Origin of the sequence: Clostridium estertheticum (assembly GCF_018861295.1) — a bacterium.
Taxonomy (GTDB): Bacteria; Bacillota; Clostridia; order Clostridiales; family Clostridiaceae; genus Clostridium_AD; species Clostridium_AD estertheticum_D.
On sequence record NZ_JAHLDM010000027.1, the window covers coordinates 21,682 to 40,353 of the forward strand.

13 protein-coding genes and 3 pseudogenes are annotated in these 18,672 nt (G+C 29.3%); all 16 read right to left on the minus strand.

Going from position 1 to position 18,672, the window contains the following annotated elements:
- Positions 1-12: 12 nt before the first annotated feature.
- The 16 genes and pseudogenes from KPL54_RS20715 to KPL54_RS20780 all read right to left on the minus strand — a co-directional run bounded on the left by KPL54_RS20715 (position 13) and on the right by KPL54_RS20780 (position 18,642).
- A pseudogene (locus tag KPL54_RS20715) lies at positions 13-906 on the minus strand (carbohydrate ABC transporter permease).
- 301 nt (positions 907-1,207) lie between these two features.
- Positions 1,208-2,491, minus strand: a complete 1,284-nt coding sequence (locus KPL54_RS20720) for an ABC transporter substrate-binding protein (RefSeq protein WP_216108437.1) — start codon at positions 2,489-2,491, stop codon at positions 1,208-1,210.
- A 594-nt stretch (positions 2,492-3,085) separates the two neighbouring features.
- Positions 3,086-4,834 (minus strand): ABC transporter ATP-binding protein, encoded by a 1,749-nt coding sequence (locus KPL54_RS20725; RefSeq protein WP_216108438.1) that lies wholly within the window; start codon positions 4,832-4,834, stop codon positions 3,086-3,088.
- A 163-nt stretch (positions 4,835-4,997) separates the two neighbouring features.
- Positions 4,998-5,944: pseudogene (locus KPL54_RS20730) on the minus strand (DUF362 domain-containing protein).
- Positions 5,945-6,810: 866 nt separating this feature from the next.
- Positions 6,811-7,746 carry a hypothetical protein gene (locus KPL54_RS20735; RefSeq protein WP_216108439.1) on the minus strand — a complete coding sequence of 312 codons (936 nt, stop codon included), beginning with the start codon at positions 7,744-7,746 and terminating at the stop codon, positions 6,811-6,813.
- A 745-nt stretch (positions 7,747-8,491) separates the two neighbouring features.
- A complete protein-coding gene (locus tag KPL54_RS20740) occupies positions 8,492-10,408 on the minus strand; it encodes a UvrD-helicase domain-containing protein (RefSeq protein ID WP_216108440.1) in 1,917 nt (638 codons plus the stop codon).
- The gene (locus tag KPL54_RS20745) at positions 10,390-12,627 is read right to left on the minus strand and encodes an AAA family ATPase (protein ID WP_216108441.1); all 2,238 of its coding nucleotides are present in this window, start codon (positions 12,625-12,627) and stop codon (positions 10,390-10,392) included. The genes KPL54_RS20740 and KPL54_RS20745 overlap by 19 nt, the downstream gene beginning before the upstream one ends.
- A 318-nt stretch (positions 12,628-12,945) precedes the next feature.
- Entirely contained in the window at positions 12,946-13,146 is a 201-nt protein-coding gene (locus tag KPL54_RS20750) for a DUF262 domain-containing protein (RefSeq protein ID WP_216108442.1), read from the minus strand.
- Positions 13,130-13,351, minus strand: a complete 222-nt coding sequence (locus KPL54_RS20755; protein WP_216108443.1) for a hypothetical protein — start codon at positions 13,349-13,351, stop codon at positions 13,130-13,132. The genes KPL54_RS20750 and KPL54_RS20755 overlap by 17 nt, the downstream gene beginning before the upstream one ends.
- A gap of 49 nt (positions 13,352-13,400) precedes the next feature.
- Positions 13,401-13,538, minus strand: a complete 138-nt coding sequence (locus KPL54_RS26235; RefSeq protein WP_253203655.1) for a hypothetical protein — start codon at positions 13,536-13,538, stop codon at positions 13,401-13,403.
- A 48-nt stretch (positions 13,539-13,586) separates the two neighbouring features.
- Entirely contained in the window at positions 13,587-13,676 is a 90-nt protein-coding gene (locus KPL54_RS26870; RefSeq protein ID WP_375373008.1) for a hypothetical protein, read from the minus strand.
- Between the two features lie 109 nt (positions 13,677-13,785).
- A pseudogene (locus KPL54_RS26245) lies at positions 13,786-13,986 on the minus strand (recombinase family protein); the annotation flags it as partial.
- A 495-nt stretch (positions 13,987-14,481) separates the two neighbouring features.
- Positions 14,482-16,227, minus strand: coding sequence for a DUF262 domain-containing protein (locus KPL54_RS20765; protein ID WP_216108444.1), 1,746 nt, complete (start codon positions 16,225-16,227; stop codon positions 14,482-14,484).
- Positions 16,228-16,406: 179 nt separating this feature from the next.
- Positions 16,407-16,673, minus strand: coding sequence for a hypothetical protein (locus KPL54_RS20770; protein WP_216108445.1), 267 nt, complete (start codon positions 16,671-16,673; stop codon positions 16,407-16,409).
- A 239-nt stretch (positions 16,674-16,912) separates the two neighbouring features.
- Positions 16,913-17,275 (minus strand): metallophosphoesterase family protein, encoded by a 363-nt coding sequence (locus tag KPL54_RS20775; protein ID WP_216108446.1) that lies wholly within the window; start codon positions 17,273-17,275, stop codon positions 16,913-16,915.
- Between the two features lie 320 nt (positions 17,276-17,595).
- Entirely contained in the window at positions 17,596-18,642 is a 1,047-nt protein-coding gene (locus KPL54_RS20780) for a toll/interleukin-1 receptor domain-containing protein (protein ID WP_216108447.1), read from the minus strand.
- Positions 18,643-18,672: the final 30 nt, after the last annotated feature.

The window sequence follows — 18,672 nt, forward strand, 5'->3', positions numbered from 1 at the left end:
TGTTCTTCCCTCCTACATATAATTAACCCATTTTTTCTGTACTTTCATTTGAACTACCGTAATAATCATTATAATTACAAGTAATAACATAACTATTGCAGATCCATATCCCTTATTAGAATATTTAAATGAATTGTTATAAAATAAATAAACTAAAGAAACTGTTTTATTGTATGCAGGATTGGTTACATCAATCATCATGTAAATAACATCAAATACCTGCATTGATTGAATAATTGATGTTACCATAACGAAAAACAAAGTTGGTGAAATTAGTGGCAATGTAATATTAAAAAACTGTGCAAATATATTTGCACCATCGATATTAGCTGCCTCATAATAATCCTTTGGTATTTCTTGTAATCCTGCTAATAACAATACCATGTTATAACCAATTGCACTCCATATACCAATAATTGCTATTGAATAAATTGCCACCTTGGGATCACTTATCCAATCTACCCTTCCGAATCCAATTTTCTTTAAGAAAACATTTAATAGACCAAATTGATTATTGTATAACCATTTCCAGACCATTGTTACAGCTGCCGGAGCCGCCATCATTGGTATAAAATAAATAGTACGGTAGAGTGACTTTCCTCTTAGTTTACCATTTAATAGAACTGCTATAACCATTGATAATACAATTGTAAGCGGAACAACAATTATTGTATATTTTAGTGTATTCACTAATGCATGCCAAACTTGAACATCTGATAACATCGTTTTATAATTATCTAAACCTATAAATATATTACCTCTTCCAAACGCTCCATTTTAAAAAAAACTCAAATATAGATTCTGAAAAATCGGAATTATGTTCAACACTAAAAGTCCTATAATTGTTGGAGCAATTAAAAACCATCCCCAGAGACATTCGTTTATTTGTGGTTTCGTTGGCTTCATTTTAAGTTTTATTGGCTTTATCTTAGATTTCACCATGCCTGAATTAATCACTAATATCATCCCCTAATCTATATAAATTCTGTTCTAAATATAAGAATTTATCTATCAAAACCAATTTTGACTTTAAAACATACAATCCTAATTATCTTGTTATTTGTTAGATCTACCTTTATTTTGAATCTTTGTATACTATAATTTAAATATCACATTTAGATTTTCTACTTACTTTATTTTGTTCCTTACTCGCTACGCAATTGAAAAACTATGCGACAACCATAATGGGTTATCGCAAAATATATAATTATTTTTCTTGTACCAAACTTTTATTCATTACAGCTGCTGCATCCGTGCAGGCTTGTTCAACTGTTTTTTCTCCAGTAAAAGCTCCCTTTAATACCTCATATGCCTTATCTTCCCAAACACCAGTTGTATTAGAATATGGTCTAATTTGAGCATATTTTACCATATCAATAAATACCTTTACGTTAAATGTTTTATTTGAGGCAACCCAAGCATCGGCAGTTCCGTCATACGCTGATATAGCTACACCAAGTTGTGCCTGCCTTGCTTGCCCCTCTTTAGAACTTAAATATTCAATCCATTTAAATGATTCATCTGGATGTTTAGTTCCTTTTGCTATTGCATTTCCAAGGCCATTAAAAATAGTGGCTCTCCCGCCATTGTTAGAACTTGGTAATACTGCTACATCAAAATTTTTCTTCATATAATCATTTGAAGAAAAGCCTGATAAATTCCATGATCCAAAGAATCCCATTGCACATTTTCCACTTTGCATATCAGTAGCACGTTCTGCATCCCCAAATTCTTTAGGTGAAAGGCCATCTTTTACAAAGTTTACATAGTACTTCATCGCTTCAACTGTTTTTGGATCATCATAACCTGATTTTTTATCCTTTGTAATTATTGTCCCACCATTTTGATATACAAAATTGTAATATCCCTCTTGATTATGAAGTGGGGTAAGAATTCCATACTGTGAACCATCAGCTTTTGTTAACTTTTTAGCTGCTTTTTGCAAATCAGTCCATGTCCATTTATCATTTGGATAAGCAATACCTGCCTTATCAAACATTGTCTTGTTGTACCAAAGAGCTATAGTATCGTAATCTTTCGGAATTGCATATTGATTTGACTTATAATTATATATAGATTTTAATCCACTAGGAAACTTATTCATTTCTATCTTCTTACTTGTTTTTATTCTATCATTCAAGTTCATCAACTGATCATTTGATGCATATTTATAGATTTCATTTGAATGCATCCAGAAAGTATCAGGTAATGACCCTCCAGTTGCACCGGCCTCAAGAGCTGTCCAATAATCTGCCCAACCTGTTACTTGAATCTTAATTTTAATATTAGAATTTTCTTTTTCAAATTCATTAGCCATTGTTCTTAATCCCTTTTCTTGATTAGAATCCCAAATTGCATAGGTAATAGTGACTGCCTTACTCTTTGTAGTATCAGTACCTACTGCAGCTTTTTTAGTCTGCGTTCCACACCCCGTAAATGTTGCTAGTGTTAATAATAAACCTAGTGTTAGAGCTAATGCTTTTCTTTTCATAAATACCCCCCCCTATTAAATTTTAGAATTAACTTATTAAATAAATGACCGCCTTTGTAAACGTTATTATTACTACTCCTCTATAATAATACAACCTACTTATACTTGAAATAGACCTATGTCCTTTACACATGGAATGATGTGCTTTTATTATTTAAAGAGAGTTCCTATTTGTATATAATCAATATAGTCTAAATTAATTGCATCAATCACCTCATATTTATCCTTTTGTTGTTCCTTCTATAATTTTTAACAATAAAAAAGTACCCACAATTTAATATAGATACTTCCTAAATTACATATGTTATTTTAGGTTTGAAGCTACAAAAACACCTAATTCATCTAATTCAACAGCCCTACTTATTTGTTCTAATTGACCTTCGTCCATCATAATTAATCTTCTCCTACCCATATGCTCTTTATACTACAGCCTATGAGAAACAACCTGTTTCTATAAGCATGTCCAACATAAAAATCTATGGATTTAATCACTAGACCTTAAAAATCCCTATATCAAAATCTCCAAAAAACAACGAAAACCCCTGAATTTCAAGGGTTTTCCATTGTATCAATATTTGTGAATTCAGAAATCATCTATTTACTTATATGCTGAGTTTTATAAAGTTCAGCATAGACACCGTTTTTTTTCATTAAGCATTCGTGATTTCCATCTTCAATAATATTTCCACTATCAAATACAAGAATCCTATCTGCATTTCTAACAGTCGATAATCTATGAGCAATAACAAAAGTTGTCCTGCCTATTATTAAACTATCAAAAGTTTCTTGTATTTTAGCTTCAGTAACACTATCAAGGGCAGAAGTTGCTTCATCTAGTATTAGGAATGGAGGATTTTTTAGAAATATACGTGCTATAGAAATACGTTGTTTCTGTCCACCAGAAAGCATTGCACCACGTTCTCCAACAAAAGTATTAAATCCATCAGACATATCAATAATATCATCATAAATCTCAGCCTGTTTTGCTGCCATTGCAACTTCCTTAGGAGTAGCCTCAGGTCTACCATATCTAATGTTTTCAAGAATACTATCAGCAAAAAGGAACACGTCTTGTTCTACAACTCCAATATTTTTATGCAATGATTCTTGTGTAATATTACGTATATCTACGTGGTCAAGCAAAATTTTTCCTTCATCAACATCATAGAACCTGGGAATCAATTTACATAATGTTGATTTCCCTCCACCCGATTGACCTACGACTGCAATTGTTTCACCAGGGTCGACGTGAAGAGAAATATTGTGTAATACTTGAATTCCTTTTTTATAAGAAAAACTAATATTTTCAATATCTAATTCGCCTTTTACTCTGCCTATCTCTATAGCATTAGGATCATCTTTCATTTCAGTTTCAGTACGCATCATATCTACAAAACGTACAAGTCCAGCTCCACCTGTTGCGAAGAGTTCAGCAAAGTTTGAAAGTTTTCTAATTGGAGTTATAAAAGTAGCAATATATAAAGTAAAAGTAATTAAATCAATTTGATTCATCTGTCCTTTCATAATTAATATACCACCTACTAAGATAACTGTTGCTGGCAAAATACAAAGGAAAAATTCCATTGTAGCATTGAAATATCCCATAGCCTTATAAAATTCGGTTTTAGATGTTTTGAAAGCATCATTTGATTCACTAAACTTATCAAATTCTGAATTCTCATTTGCAAATGCTTTTGCTGTTTTCATGCCTGAAAGCCCTGATTCAATATTTACATTTATAGAGGCAGTTTTTTCTTTCACTTCAAGAGAAGCTTTTGACATTTCAGAACGTCTATACCATACAACTAATAAAAATATAGGTAATATTAAAGCAATAACCAGCGTTAATTTCCACTGAATAGTAAATAAGATACCTAGTGATCCTATTATTGTCAAGGTGGATATAAAAACATCTTCAGGCCCATGATGAGCAAGCTCAGTTATATCAAATAAATCTGCAGTAAGTCTACTCAGTAACTGACCTGTACGGTTTTTATCAAAGTATCCATAAGATAATTCCTGCATATGCTTAAATAAATCGCTTCTTATATCTGCTTCTACTAATACACCAAAAGTGTGACCATAGTAGGTTATTATATAGTAAAAAAAAGCTCTTAATGTATAAGCAATTAACATAATAATCATAATAGTTATAAAGGTTTTATAAGCATTAACAGGTAATAATTCATTTAGAGAATAACGAGTTATTGCTGGAAATGATAAGTCAATAACTGCAATTAAGAATGCACATGACATATCTAATATAAATAAATTTTTGTGTGGTTTAAAATATGAGAAGAATATTGAAACTAGAGATCTTTTTTTAAATTCTTTTGTATCCATTTTTGCTATTTCCTTTCTTTTATGCATCTTTATTTTTCTATAAGTATACCATATTTATCATTGCTATCTATATTTTCACTTTGACGTGAGGCTTTCTTATAATACACTACCAAATCAACCGTCATCTCGTAGTTTATTAGAAATTCGCCTCTTGCAGAAATTGCTATTTTAAACCTACCGCCTTGCTTATAAGCTTATCCTTTATTACTATCGCACCTTGGGGACAAAGTTCCTGACAACAGAAGCATCTGATACAATTATTATAATTTCATTTTGGTATCACCTTATTATTATTATTATTATTATTATTATGCTTTACAAAAGAAATTACTTTAGGTCTTCTTGGACATACCTCACCACATTTCTTACAACTTATACATTTATCTACTATTAAAACTGGATTACGTGCTACCAAAGATGTTATAAAATTATTTAGTGTGGAACTTATAAAATTAATTACCTTTGCATTTCGAGATAACTTAAAGTTTTTACATTTCATATTATCAACTTTTTCGCCAAGCACCTCTATTTCTTCAGGAATTACAGCTCCCCATTTAGTATCATAAGCCACCTTTAGAAAAGGTACCTGTAATACATTATCATAGCCAATTAATCTTACCGCCGTAGAATCAACTGCAGTAAGGCATTTTCCCATAATTATTGTATCCATTTTTTTAGGAGTTCCATTCCTAGGCCCGTTTCCTTCCATAGCAATAATACCATCAAGAATTGCAAAACTAGTCTTGACAACAGAATTTAAGTCCAGCAACATTTTACTAAAATTGTTCACATCCGTTAGTTTTGTATGTAGCCCTCCCTTTTGAGAACCAGGTATACAACCAAATTGATTTTTAACAGCTCCAGTATAATATTATTACTATATTCTTTAACTATCCTTACAACGGCTTCAAACATTGCATAATGTGTTATAACCGGCGATCCCTTTTCAATTACACTAAGGAAATTAGGCTTTAATAATACTTTACTATTTTCAGGTATAAGCTCTCTTAAATAAGAGATGCCCCCCAAAAGTTCAAACCCTTTTCTAAGCTTTTTTTCAATTTTATCAACGTTGTAATCTGCACATTTTAATAAAACTACTTTCTCCATAACAGACTCACCCCTTATATTTACTTTTTTTCTTAATTATAACACAAGCCAATGATTTCTCTAATATCATTGGCTTGTGTTTGTACTATATTAGTCTAAGCTTTGAAATGGTTATAAGTAAATAACCTTAGTTCTTCGTAAAAATTGGGCCCCCTAAACCAAAAGTTTCCCCAAACTCTCGTCTGAGGTAACATAAAACACACTAAAATTTTCACATTACAACATCTAACCCCTTTGCTACCAGACTATTTCTTCTCTCTCCTAGCAACACACTCAATATGTGGTGTTTGTTTACATCTCATATTTCATCCTATCTATATATATTAAAAACTATCATATAATCATTGATATTAAACTACTTATGAGGTGAACAATATTTTTTTCAATTAAATATTAACTGTTTTTATTTAATCATATTTTATGTAGCGGTGGCAATGCCATCATTAGTTTTTATGCGTCAACATTGAATATAACCTTCGACCAACTGGTTTAACGACTCAATAAATATATTATGCTATAGTTTGTTATAAATGTTGGTATTGCTATGTTTTATATTTTTGGTTACACATATAATCACTTTATAATATGTATTTTTTTACTCGTGTTGTGTTATTTTTAATTATCACAGACTATAGTTATTCCAATGCATTGTCAAAATTAGTTTAAGTGTATAGATTGGTACTATTTATTATTTGTAGTACCTATTAATAATATTTAAAAATAAATCAAAAACACTGAAAATAGACGTTAAAACTATCCGAATCTTCTTTAATTCAAAGCCAAAGTTTCATCTCATTAAAAATATATTGTAATTATTGTAATTAAGTTAAAATACAACAAAATAATTTTTTACTAATATTATGAGCTTAATTTTTTATCTCTTTTCCAAATAGTTCGAATGCTTTAACATTTCTTGAATAACTTTTTTCGCTACCTATTACAGCACCTTCAGTAGTAAGCAAGTAATTAAATTCCCATTCTCCAGTATTATTTAGTAAAAATTGTACTTTATTAATTACAAATTTCAGTTTAAAATCTTCAATTCTACTTAATACCTTTTGTATTTTATCTTTTTCAAGTGCCCTCATAAGCAATTCAACTTCTAGTGTGATTGCTATTAATTCAATATCCATGCCTTCAGACATCTGAAAAACATAAGTTATTGGTCTATTTTTAGGTATGGCATATTTTATATACTTAGAAATTGTACTTCTCACAAAATTGTAAAAATTATCTACTTCAACGAGTGCTTTATCCATAAACTTGTCAATCACTTTATCAACTAGTTTCTTTCCAACTAATATTCCAAAAACACTACTTGATATCGCAAATATAATCTCTGGATCAGGTATTAATTGTTTCCTTACGAATAACTGTAGCTCTATATCGTATTCATCGGTTAAACTCAATAAAAACTCATCCAAAGCTTCTTGAGATTCAAAATTAACTAGATCATAACCTAATCCTATTTTATCTATATTTAAATTATCTTCTACAAATGGGCGTTTGTCACTTTCACTCTTTTGCTCAATATATTTCTCTCCATCATTAAATTCCAATACTTTAGCATTTTCAAAGATTTCTTGAGTAATCTCGATTTTATACTCACCATCATCCATTATACTAACTTCGGCTTCAATTATTTTTCCAAATGGCATAATTGTTTTATCATGATTTAATCCTACCGATGGTACTCTACCACTTTTATTAATTTGGTCAGCAGCTGATTCTAAAGCTTCTTTACTCATCTTCATATTATGACCATCGATATGTGTTGTTGCTCCTATTCCTTTAAATATCATTTCATTTATCTCTCCCTTTTTTATTATAAGTACGGTATTATCGACACTTCCGGTACATTTATAATTAGTCTAAAGGTATACTTGTACCACTTAGCACTTTGTCATGTCTCTAAAGACCTCCTGTACCCTTCGTTAATACCTAATTTTATCTTTATACCTCACATTCTTTTCTTTTTCCTACATCGTTCCATATTTTTATACAAGTATTTTTTTAGAATATAAGCATCGAGTCTGACAGGAGTTAAACCCCCTGCCAACTGGTTCATAATGCGGTAGATAACCTGTTTTAACTTAGGCAATATTGTGTAAGCCCTTGTATATCAATGCTTACACAATATTAACTTGAAGTATCCTATAGTAAATTGATGTGATCCTCAGCGAAATAAACACAAAATAAACACCAAATAAACGCCAACAAAAGTTTTCTCTACTATTATCTTTTAATTATAGTATTAATTATAGTATTAATAATAATTTAAAAAGTCAAACCAAAAACTGCAGCTTATGCCCAGTTGTAACCAGCGATGTTATAATCGTTTATATTACTGTATCCTAAATTTTATCATACACATATTTTTACTTTTAATCATGCATTTTTTTAGTCGTGTTGTGCTATAGTTGTGTTATTTTTTGTCACATTATATGCTAGTTACACCAATATGTTATCAATATTTGATCAAGTTGTAGGCCCACAAGAATAACTATCACTACTACCTATGTTCTTAGACTGCTCCTTAGTACCATATTAACATTCAAGTACATTTTCCTCGCCAAACCACTCTTTAGCCTTGTTTATTATTGATAATGATGGACTATTGTAATAAACAACTAGGTTTTCCTTTGCTCTTGTAATGCAAACATAAAATATTTTTTTAGTTCTCATAAGAATTTTATCATAAGATTTTTGTTTGCTTTTACTTAATGTAGATTGAATGCTATCATCTAGTAAATATTCAAAATTGTATTTATTCCATCCACCACCATCTAAAACGACAAGAACATTATCAAATTCTGCACCTTTAATTTTATGTTGAGTCGAAAATGGAGTGTGCCCCTCTAAATAATTGTATAAATTTTGAAACTCTAGGAATTTGATTCTTTTTACACGTTTATAAAGATACTCATTTTTTTCTATAAAATCAGTAAATTTATCATCCTTTTTGCAAATTCTTTTTTCATCTGCAAAGTTAATTACTTCCTCAATAGTAGACATAGACATTGATTTGATTATTTCAACTATTTCTTTTATTTCCTTTTTTTTGATTATTGAATCTATTTTAAACTTAGTTTTTCTAATAAATTCACTATACCTCTTATTTTCATACAATTGTACTAGCATTTGTATTTTAAAAAGATGTTTCATTAAATCATCTCTTTTAGAATCACTTTTTGTTTGATCATCAGCATCATCCTTTTTATCATCTATCAATGAGTCTACATCAAAGTAAATTTTTCTTACTATAGAAAATGGTAAATCCTTAAGTTGTTCATATAATTTATTATCCTCTGTATTATCCATAATTAAATCTACCTTTAAGAGTTTTTTTACATTTTTTACTTGAACTAAAGACACAACTTGCCCAAAAGTAAGATTTTCCTCAATAACCATGTTGTTTTTTTTAATCTTGCTTACTACGTCATTCTTCAATTTTATAATTGGATCTTTCCCATATATGTCCATAAGATTGCCAAACCCTGCTTTTGGTGCTATCAGATTGTGAGTTAGACTCAACTCTTTAGTTTGCTTTGCATCTTCAAACTTCCATCCAGCAAACCACTTCGTATTTTTCAATTTATCTAAATCATTATTTGATGAATACAAGAATTTTATATTTCCCATTTTAGCCTGTCCATTTCTCATATTGGGAGCATTATTATCTGATGAAGGTATTTGTATCAATCCATCTGTCCTTACATTGTTCGCCAAATTAATAACTAACTGTGGGCTTCTTCTATTTTGTATCTTTTTAATTTCTTGTATAATATTTGATTCAATGTACTTACTTAAATCCCCAATGCCATCATCATAAATAGATTGCATAGAGTCCCCAAAGAAACCAACAATACATTTTTTTTTACTTTGGAGTAAATATTCTAGAAATATTTGCACAACTAATGGGTTTGTGTCTTGATACTCATCTATAAATATAAATTTATACTTATCTTTTAAAATATCACATAAGACCTTATAATTCTTGTACATATAATTAGCCACTATAAGAACTTCATCATGCGAAATTTCTCCATTCTTTATATTCAAATGTTCCTTGTAAGTAATTCCGTTTTCAAATTCATTTATATATATTTCTTCACAATCTTCATTTGGTTTTTTTATTTTATACTCATCATCATTTATAATAACTAGAAGTGATTTCTTTAGCTGCTTTTGAAACATTTTTATATTATCCCATAAGAAATCATGAATTGTAGAAACTCTTAAATTCTTATGATTAACTCTTTCCTCAATTTCTTTTACAGCAGCATTAGTATATGTCATACATACTATATTGGCTGCAGGATTCTTCCTAATAGCTTCTTTTATTACTTGAACCAATGAGTAAGTTTTACCACTACCAGCACCACCACTTAATAAAAAATTATCTCCATTATTAATGTTCCTAAAAACTTCTTCAACTTCGGGCTCTAATCTTGCTTCAACCATAGTAATCCCTCCTCTATATAGTTTGGTATATCCCAGTTACTAAATTCATTTCCATCATCAGACTTACTGTTAAGTAAAATTTCCATGGCGAATGACGGCTTCTTATCTATGCACTTTTCAGCTAAAAAATAAGCATCATTATTCTCATCTTCAAAATAGTCAATATGTTTAAGACTCTTAAAATTTACACTATTAGCAACAATAAATTCTCTATTTATATGAAAAAAGGCATCCTCAAAGCTCCTAGCATAGTAATTAACTCCCTTTAAATTTATATCTAACCCTTGATATGTAACTGCAACCTCTCCTATAGCACTTTGCTCCCAATTATCTGTTTCACAATTTCTTATCAATTTCTTTTTATTAAAAGGCAGTTTAGCAAAAAAATGTAGCATATTGTAATCTTCTTCAGATTTTTTTAATTTATCTAAACACATCGAGTAAAAAAACTTTAGTGCTGCATTTGTTGTAATTTCTGCATCATCATCATCTACTTTACATGCTGAAATAACACGGATCTTTTCACCCTCCTTATTTCTCTTACATGTACCATCTGTCTTTGTTGACACTACATACTTTGCCGAATCTATGTCTGTTATAATCAATGATTTTATCCCAATAAAGTCAATGAATCTTTCGAATATATGAGAATATGCCCCTACTTCAACAATAGAAATATTTTGAGACAGCATTGGAACCCCTGAATTGCTTTCTATTTGATCTACTTTTTTCATCATAGCGCTCATTAATATTCGTTCTGTATCACCTTCAATTAATATTGCTTTATCTGCAAAAAACAATTCAGACCGATTTAAAGTTAAGTATTGTTTTAAAAACTTAAATTGCTGTATTCCCCTATCTTGTGACCTAGAATACTCAACTTCTAAATCTTTTAAATTTTTGGCTAGAACATTTCCATTTTTTGTTTTATAAAAATATTTTATATCATTAAATTTACTTTCAGATGTTATATGGGAAGAGTGTGTTGTAATAATAGTTTGAATGTTAAATGGCCTTTTGTTTCCGCTACCACTGCATCCCTCCTTTAAAATGTCTTTAATATTTTTTATGAACACATACTGCATCTGTGGGTGAGTATGCGCTTCTGGTTCTTCAATAAAGAACAAATTAATGTCCGCTGGTTTCTCATTTTCCTTTCCTTCTCTTCTAAATTCTCCTAGATCTACTTCTATTTCAAAAATCATGCTAATTAAATTTAAATACCCTAATCCATTGTAATTTTCTGGCAGCAAATTTGTTTCATTGTGGTTATACATTACAGTAGTGTTTCCCTTCAATAATTCTTTACGCTTTAATGAAGATACTATTTGAATAGCAGATTCACCTGGTTTTATACCTCCAAATTTTTTAACTTTATTAATAACATCATCAAATAAACTATCATATATTTTATCGAGTTCTCTATCTGTATTAATAATTTCATCCCTAAAGCTATCTAATGCAGTCTTTTGATCTTCATTTTCCTCGATCTTTTCGTAGTACTTGGAAGAAAGAGCGGAAAGTGTACTATCTGTTTCTCCATTCGAAACTGCCCTACGTGCGCTTATAAACTTAAAATTTATAATATTATCTAAACTTATTTTATTCTTATCTAGATCTATATACTCATCATCTTTTTCTATTTCATTAATTAAATCATAAGCAATTGATTTTTTTGAATACTTAAAATACCTTTTATATTCATTCTTAATAAAATCTTGAAAATATTTTTTAGCAAGTTCATCTTTATTTTCTAATTCTTTATCTCTATCCAAATGTATATCTTTATACTTATTAAATTGCTCTTTTAATGTATTAAAGTCATCTTGAGCTAAATCATATTCGAACCCTAACACAATGTTTTTGTTATCGGGGTCTAAATCCATCATAACAGCACTTATGTTTGATAAGTTATCATCTTCACAATACTTTATGAATAATTTCATAGAAATTCCTAAAGGGAATAATACATCATTATTTAGAGGGTTATAATTTTCTTCTACTTTTTTTTCTAATTCCTTTTGAAAATCAACACTAAAATCGTCATATGCAAAACTGTTTATATTCGCTTTGTACCCAATAAACTTATCTAAAATAGATAAGAATGACGTTTTTCCACAATTATTTTTACCGATAACCAATGATAATTCTTTTTCTAAATCAAGTTCAAATTGTTTTAGTAACCGAAAATTTTTTACTTTTATCTTTGAGATTATCATAATTTCACCCTTTTCTTTATATATTTGTATCTTGATTGTCATGTTTCTTTCTAAACATTTACTATAATACCAATATTCATTAAATAAACTTAATTTCCTTTAAATTTTATAAAATAAAATAATAAACTTCAAGATTTACCTCCTAGAGTATATTAACTGATTTTTAATACTACAAATACAATCTAGTTTGTGTAGACATAAGCATTAGCACCATCCACATGTTTTCTTGTTTCTAATCTTCCACCTATGTTTAAATCCATAAAAAAAAGAGCATCTCTGCTCCATAAAACTATTCCCACAAATCCTTAGTAAATTCCTCTATCTCTTTTTTCCTTTCCTTAGTTTTTCTCTTCTTTTTTCTTTAGTTTTTCTTAACCTATCATCTATCTGTTTAACTGTAATTTCAAATGACGGAACCCCATATATTATTGGACCAATAAAAATATCTTTAACTAAGGAATCAAATAAATCATAAGTTTTGCTCTCATCCCAAACAAAATCTCTATGGAAATCTGGCAATACTACATCTCTTTTTTCTATATTCTCCATTATATATATTATAGAATCTGGTATTAAGAGGTACTTGTACTCCGTCTAAAATTACAGATACTTCTTCTTTATCTTTATTTTCAGTTAAGAACTTTATTGTAAGTTCTTTTCCACTTGTACCTGGAATTATTTTATCTTGAAGCGTAGATATAGCGTTAAAATAATCTTTTATCACTTTTCTTCTTTATGTTCCTATTGGATATAACTCCATTTCCTTATTCATACTATTGTTTACTTCCTCTAAGTTCATATTCTTTTATATTTCTATATAGTGTTGCTCTACTTATCTTCAATAGTTTTGCAAAATCAACACCTATAATCTCAGCTGCCTTCCATTTACTATAATACTTCTTAAAGTTCATAGGTGAATTTCTTACAGGTCTACCAATAGGCTTTCCACTCTTGGTTCCTTATAGCCTGGCTTTCTGTATACCCTCGTTTACCCTATCAACTATGATTTCTCTTTCCATTTCTCCAACCGCTCCTAATATTGATAACATGAATTTGTAGGTATTGCCTACTGTGGTGAAGCGTTCTTTCACAAAGTGAACAAATAACACCCTTGTCTGTAAAGTAGTCACATAATTGCCTTAGATCCTCGACGTTACGTCCTAACCTGGATATACTCTCTATATAAACATTATCACCTTTTTTAGCTGCTATCTTTAATTTGTTTAACTCTGGTCTATCTGCATTTTTACAACTTATTTTATCAATAAAACTTTTTTCTGTTTTAATATTACTTAATGCTATCTCTTGACGCTTTTCATCCTGGTTTACTGTTGAGACTCTTTCATAGCTATATATCATTTTAACAACTCCCTATGGATTTATTATTATCATAGCTTTATTATGTAATGTATCAACAACCATATCCATTAGTGTGATACACTTTTACAACCTATCCAGTGGGTTTATGTGTATTATTCTCTTCCGTTCTTCATGTATCATGTAACTATAGTTAAATGTTACTATAAATTGTGGCACTTTCGTATCTATAATTTACAAGTCGAAATAAACTAACATAATATAAAGGTAAATAACTAAAATAGCACTCCACTTGGTAGTAAAGTGCTATTTTAGTTATTTAGAATACTTATATGATCTATATATATCAACCACTTACTTTTTATTCGGTCATTATACTAATACTACTCCGTAGAATCATATCCAAACAGAGTTACTACTGTCAAGTTGTTTAAATGCTATAACCGTATAATCGAATCACTACACCAAGTTCTATTTATTTTAACTGCTACCTGTACTCATACTACACCAAAATCATAATTCGCTCTTATTATTTCTTTATAATTTTATGTCTTCCCATTCTTTCTGGGCCCACTCAAGTAGTTTTTTTGTCCTTTCTTCAATTGTTACTATATTCCACTCATTATATTTTGCTACATCCTTAGCCGAATACATAAGCGTATCGCTATACTTTGATTTTTTAATATCAAAACCATTGTTTTGTAGCTGTTTATTTAACCCTATGGGTAATATTAATAAATTACCTATTCTATTTGCATGATATTCCTTTCTCTTGGTAACTTTTCCTCTCCATGCTAGACTCTCTGTTTGTGGATATATATGCTCTATACTGTCTTGAACAGAACTCTCCCATATTTTATCCCAGAAAGCCTTCGGGAAATTATATCCATTCTCCCCACAAAGATACCTTTCATAATTGTAAAAGAAATATATTGCTTCTTTTTCCCAACCATTATAACAATTAGCATCTTCAAGTGCTTTGGAAATTCCTGCTGCTGGGTAATCGATTCCTAACTTAACTAGCTCGTTAAAAACTTCATTGAATTTGCCCTTTTCTTTTATATATGTCATATTATCATTTATTCCCATAATCTTTTGGGCTAATCTTGTGTACTCACCTATTTTTGTCCTAGAATCCTTTTGATAAAGTCCAAATATTCTAAAGGTAACTTTTTCCCACTGTTGCAAAAGAATTTCCTTTTCGTTCTCATCGAAATGTTCAGATAGTTTTATTGCAACAGCGACTAACCTTGCATGTATTTTATCTGTTACAGCTGTTAATCTTACATTAGAATAGATTTCGCTAAGCTCTGATGCTACATCTAGAAGCCATTTTGAAATATCTACTACCTTACTTGTTGACTGTTTAGTTATCTTTCTAAAACATTCAATTGCATCTTCCGGTTTCATAACTCTACTTTGGTCATTAGTATAATATAGAGTTGCTGCAAACCTTAAAATTTCACTTCCAGGCACTTCATTAATACCTATAGTTCTATAGATTAATGACCAATACTTATGTAAAAAATTTAATGTACTATCCGTGCTATTCTCCTCATAAGCAATACCCATTAACATGCTCTTACATTTATCAAGCCAATCAACTTCAAGCCCTCTACTATTTAATACTTCAAAAACAGTATATACCGTTGATTCATTCTGTAACTCATGGAACACAAAACATAATCTGTACTTTATCAATATTAATAGTTCTAATATATCATCATTTTCACACCACTCCTCTACGAATTTTTGGCACTCTGAAAAAGCATATAACAAATTATATTCTGCCTTGGTTTTAATTTTTTTTCTGTCTGCCTCTTTACCCGATAATAAATAATCTCTTAATATAAGCGAACTATCATGATTATTCTGTATTAGGATTAGTCTGTTATCACTATCCTTAACAAATATATCGTCTAACTTAATAATTTCTTTTTTAAACTTAGCGTCGTTTAGATCTAGTAACTTCTTATGAATGGCTTTCAGTAAAATAATTAAGGTTGTAATCCTTTGTTGTCCATCAACGATATCAAATATTTCAAATATTTCGGTACCATACTTTTCTTTTCTTTTTTTGTTACAACAAACTACTGTCGCTAAGAAATGATTGCGAGTTCCTTCATCAAAGTCAGGATAGCTATATAATTTTTTTATATCATTAAATAAGTCTTTACGTTGCTTGCTAGTCCAGCTATATGCTCTTTGATACTCAGGAATTTCAAACAAGCGTCCTTGAAGAAATTCATCAAAGTTATAAAATTGTGGGTTTATCTTTTCCATCTTATCCTCCAATTTATTAATTATGTGCTTTTAAAGTTATCTTATCTTTCTTAAATGAATACCCTGTATTTTATCTACTCTTCATTATCATCATAGTTTCCTCAAAAAACTTCAATAGGTCCATCCAAGTTATAACTTAAATTATTCTATTAGATAGTTTGTGCCTACTACAGTCTTCTTTAATCTATATATTCTGTAATCTTAATATTGTTTAACTCAATGTATAATAAGAAATCTATACAGTTTGATGTTAATTTTACAAATCTTGGTGAAGTTTTTTCTATAAAATTTTTACTTATTAAAGATTTTATTATATATTCTTGTGCATCCCCTAATATTGTAATATCAAGAATATTTTTTCTTTCTACAATTGTTCTTTCATTCCAAAGCATATTAATTAATTCTGCCTCATTATTGGTTAGTATTAGTTTATCGAAATCGTTCAAAAACTTCTCCTCCTAATTATTATTTAATAAGTTATAACTTTTCTTTAAAACACATATGTAAAGTTTACAGGTAACCATTCAACTCATACTTTATAATATAATAGTTCAACATTAAATTGCTTTTTCCTTCATTATATGCAAAAATAATCAATATAAAATTTAAAGACTATCACATCAATTACGTATTCTTTACTGTAAAAAAAGAACATACTCAACTTAGAGTACGCTCAACCTTGTATTCATTCAAATCCACCTTCAATAAAAAATTTATTTTCGCAAGTTTTAGATTTTGTGTCGTAAATTATACCCTTGGATGAACCATTACTAGAAGCACTGTTTACTACAACAGTAAAATGTACTTTTGCTATACCAATATCTTCATGTACATGACCACAAAATATAACTGCAGGCTGTTTTTTCTCTATGATATCTCTAATTGCTTTAGAACCATAATTATGACCACTATCCCCTAAATCACATAAACTATATGGCGGTTGATGTGTAATTAGAAATTTCCCCTTCATATTACCAAGTTTATTTAACCCGATTTCTAAGTCCTCTTCACTTCCCTCTCTATCTGTCCCATAAAATGCAATATGCATTAACTCAAATGGAATAAAGTCTTTCTCTATCCCAGCTTATATGCATTCGAGAGAAAATACATGTCATCTTTATCAGGCTTAAATACATCATGATTACCACGGATGTAATATACTTTCTTATTTGTTATTTGAGTTACTGATTATATACGTTTAAGAGAACTATATATACTTTAATGCTTAATATATAACGTTTTATTTATGCACCATAAATTAAATTATTTTTTAAAACAAGACATTTACCTGCAGTTTTATTACGATTATCCTCAATGATAATTATTGATCATCTAAATGTCCACTTTTAATTAAATTTGCTCTAGAATCTATCTACTTAGATACGGTTGTATATAATTTTTCCATATTTCACTTACTACTTCTTCAATAGATGTAGCCATTTTACTAAGTGAAAATCCCATTGTGAAATATAATACTAATTCTCCATCTTGTACTTTTGAGGATATTATACCATTAAATGAATTATTACTGCCAAAAGAATATTTATCACAAGATAAACCTATAGTCTTATCTCTGCCACTTAACCCGTTTCCCAAAAATAATTTTAATGCTGTAATTTGCTGTCCACTCCTATAAAACTCATATATAATAGTTCTGTTATCTACCGGTTCAATTTCAATTTTAATATTACTATTTTCTATCTCTACCTGATTACAGAGTTCTTTAAGCACCTTATTTATATTTTCAAAACTAGTAGTCATAAACTTATTCTTCTCCAAATCTGTTGGTTCTGAATTTGTATTAACTCTTGGAATATTTAAACTTGCAAAAACATCTCTATTTTCTTTCATTGTATTATTAGTAGTTACCTTTTCATTTAGCAATCCCTGCTCTATTAACTTGTTCTCTATTGCTACATTTACCTCTGTAATATTCGAATTATTCATATCAGCGACTTTACTCAAGAACTCACCCATAGATGAACAAATGTTTTGTGTTCTTTTTAAATTCTCTATCAGATTACCTGCATTAACAATATCTATTTGTGTAAACTCATTTTTAAATTCCTTATACTTAACTTCCCAATACTTTATATAAGATATTATCTTTGAATCTGAATAAATACTTGTTTCAACTATTACAGGGAAAATTTTATGTTCATAATTTCTTTCTTTCATAACTTCTAATACTTCATACATACAGTTAAAAGATTTTAAATAGTTATCTGTTATAATTAATATTGCATAATCCATATCTCTGATTGTTTGCATATACTCACGTATACTCTTGAAAGGACTAATATCTCTTATATCTCTATGTATAACAATATTCTTATCTTTAAAATACAAATCAATATTCTCAGCATATACTGCATCTTTCTGACAATATGATACAAACATATTTACCTCTCTCATCATTACACCTCCTTTAATTAATTTCCCTAA

Bases quoted from the DNA above. Each gene is read 5' to 3' on its own strand.
- KPL54_RS20720 (WP_216108437.1), bottom strand. From the start codon at position 2,491: ATGAAAAGAAAAGCATTAGCTCTAACACTAGGTTTATTATTAACACTA.
- KPL54_RS20725 (WP_216108438.1), bottom strand. From the start codon at position 4,834: ATGGATACAAAAGAATTTAAAAAAAGATCTCTAGTTTCAATATTCTTC.
- KPL54_RS20735 (WP_216108439.1), bottom strand. From the start codon at position 7,746: ATGATATTTAAAGGAATAGGAGCAACAACACATATCGATGGTCATAAT.
- KPL54_RS20740 (WP_216108440.1), bottom strand. From the start codon at position 10,408: ATGGTTGAAGCAAGATTAGAGCCCGAAGTTGAAGAAGTTTTTAGGAAC.
- KPL54_RS20745 (WP_216108441.1), bottom strand. From the start codon at position 12,627: ATGATAATCTCAAAGATAAAAGTAAAAAATTTTCGGTTACTAAAACAA.
- KPL54_RS26235 (WP_253203655.1), bottom strand. From the start codon at position 13,538: ATGAACTTTAAGAAGTATTATAGTAAATGGAAGGCAGCTGAGATTATA.
- KPL54_RS26870 (WP_375373008.1), bottom strand. From the start codon at position 13,676: ATGTTATCAATATTAGGAGCGGTTGGAGAAATGGAAAGAGAAATCATA.
- KPL54_RS20765 (WP_216108444.1), bottom strand. From the start codon at position 16,227: ATGGAAAAGATAAACCCACAATTTTATAACTTTGATGAATTTCTTCAA.
- KPL54_RS20775 (WP_216108446.1), bottom strand. From the start codon at position 17,275: ATGCATATTGCATTTTATGGGACAGATAGAGAGGGAAGTGAAGAGGAC.
- KPL54_RS20780 (WP_216108447.1), bottom strand. From the start codon at position 18,642: ATGAGAGAGGTAAATATGTTTGTATCATATTGTCAGAAAGATGCAGTA.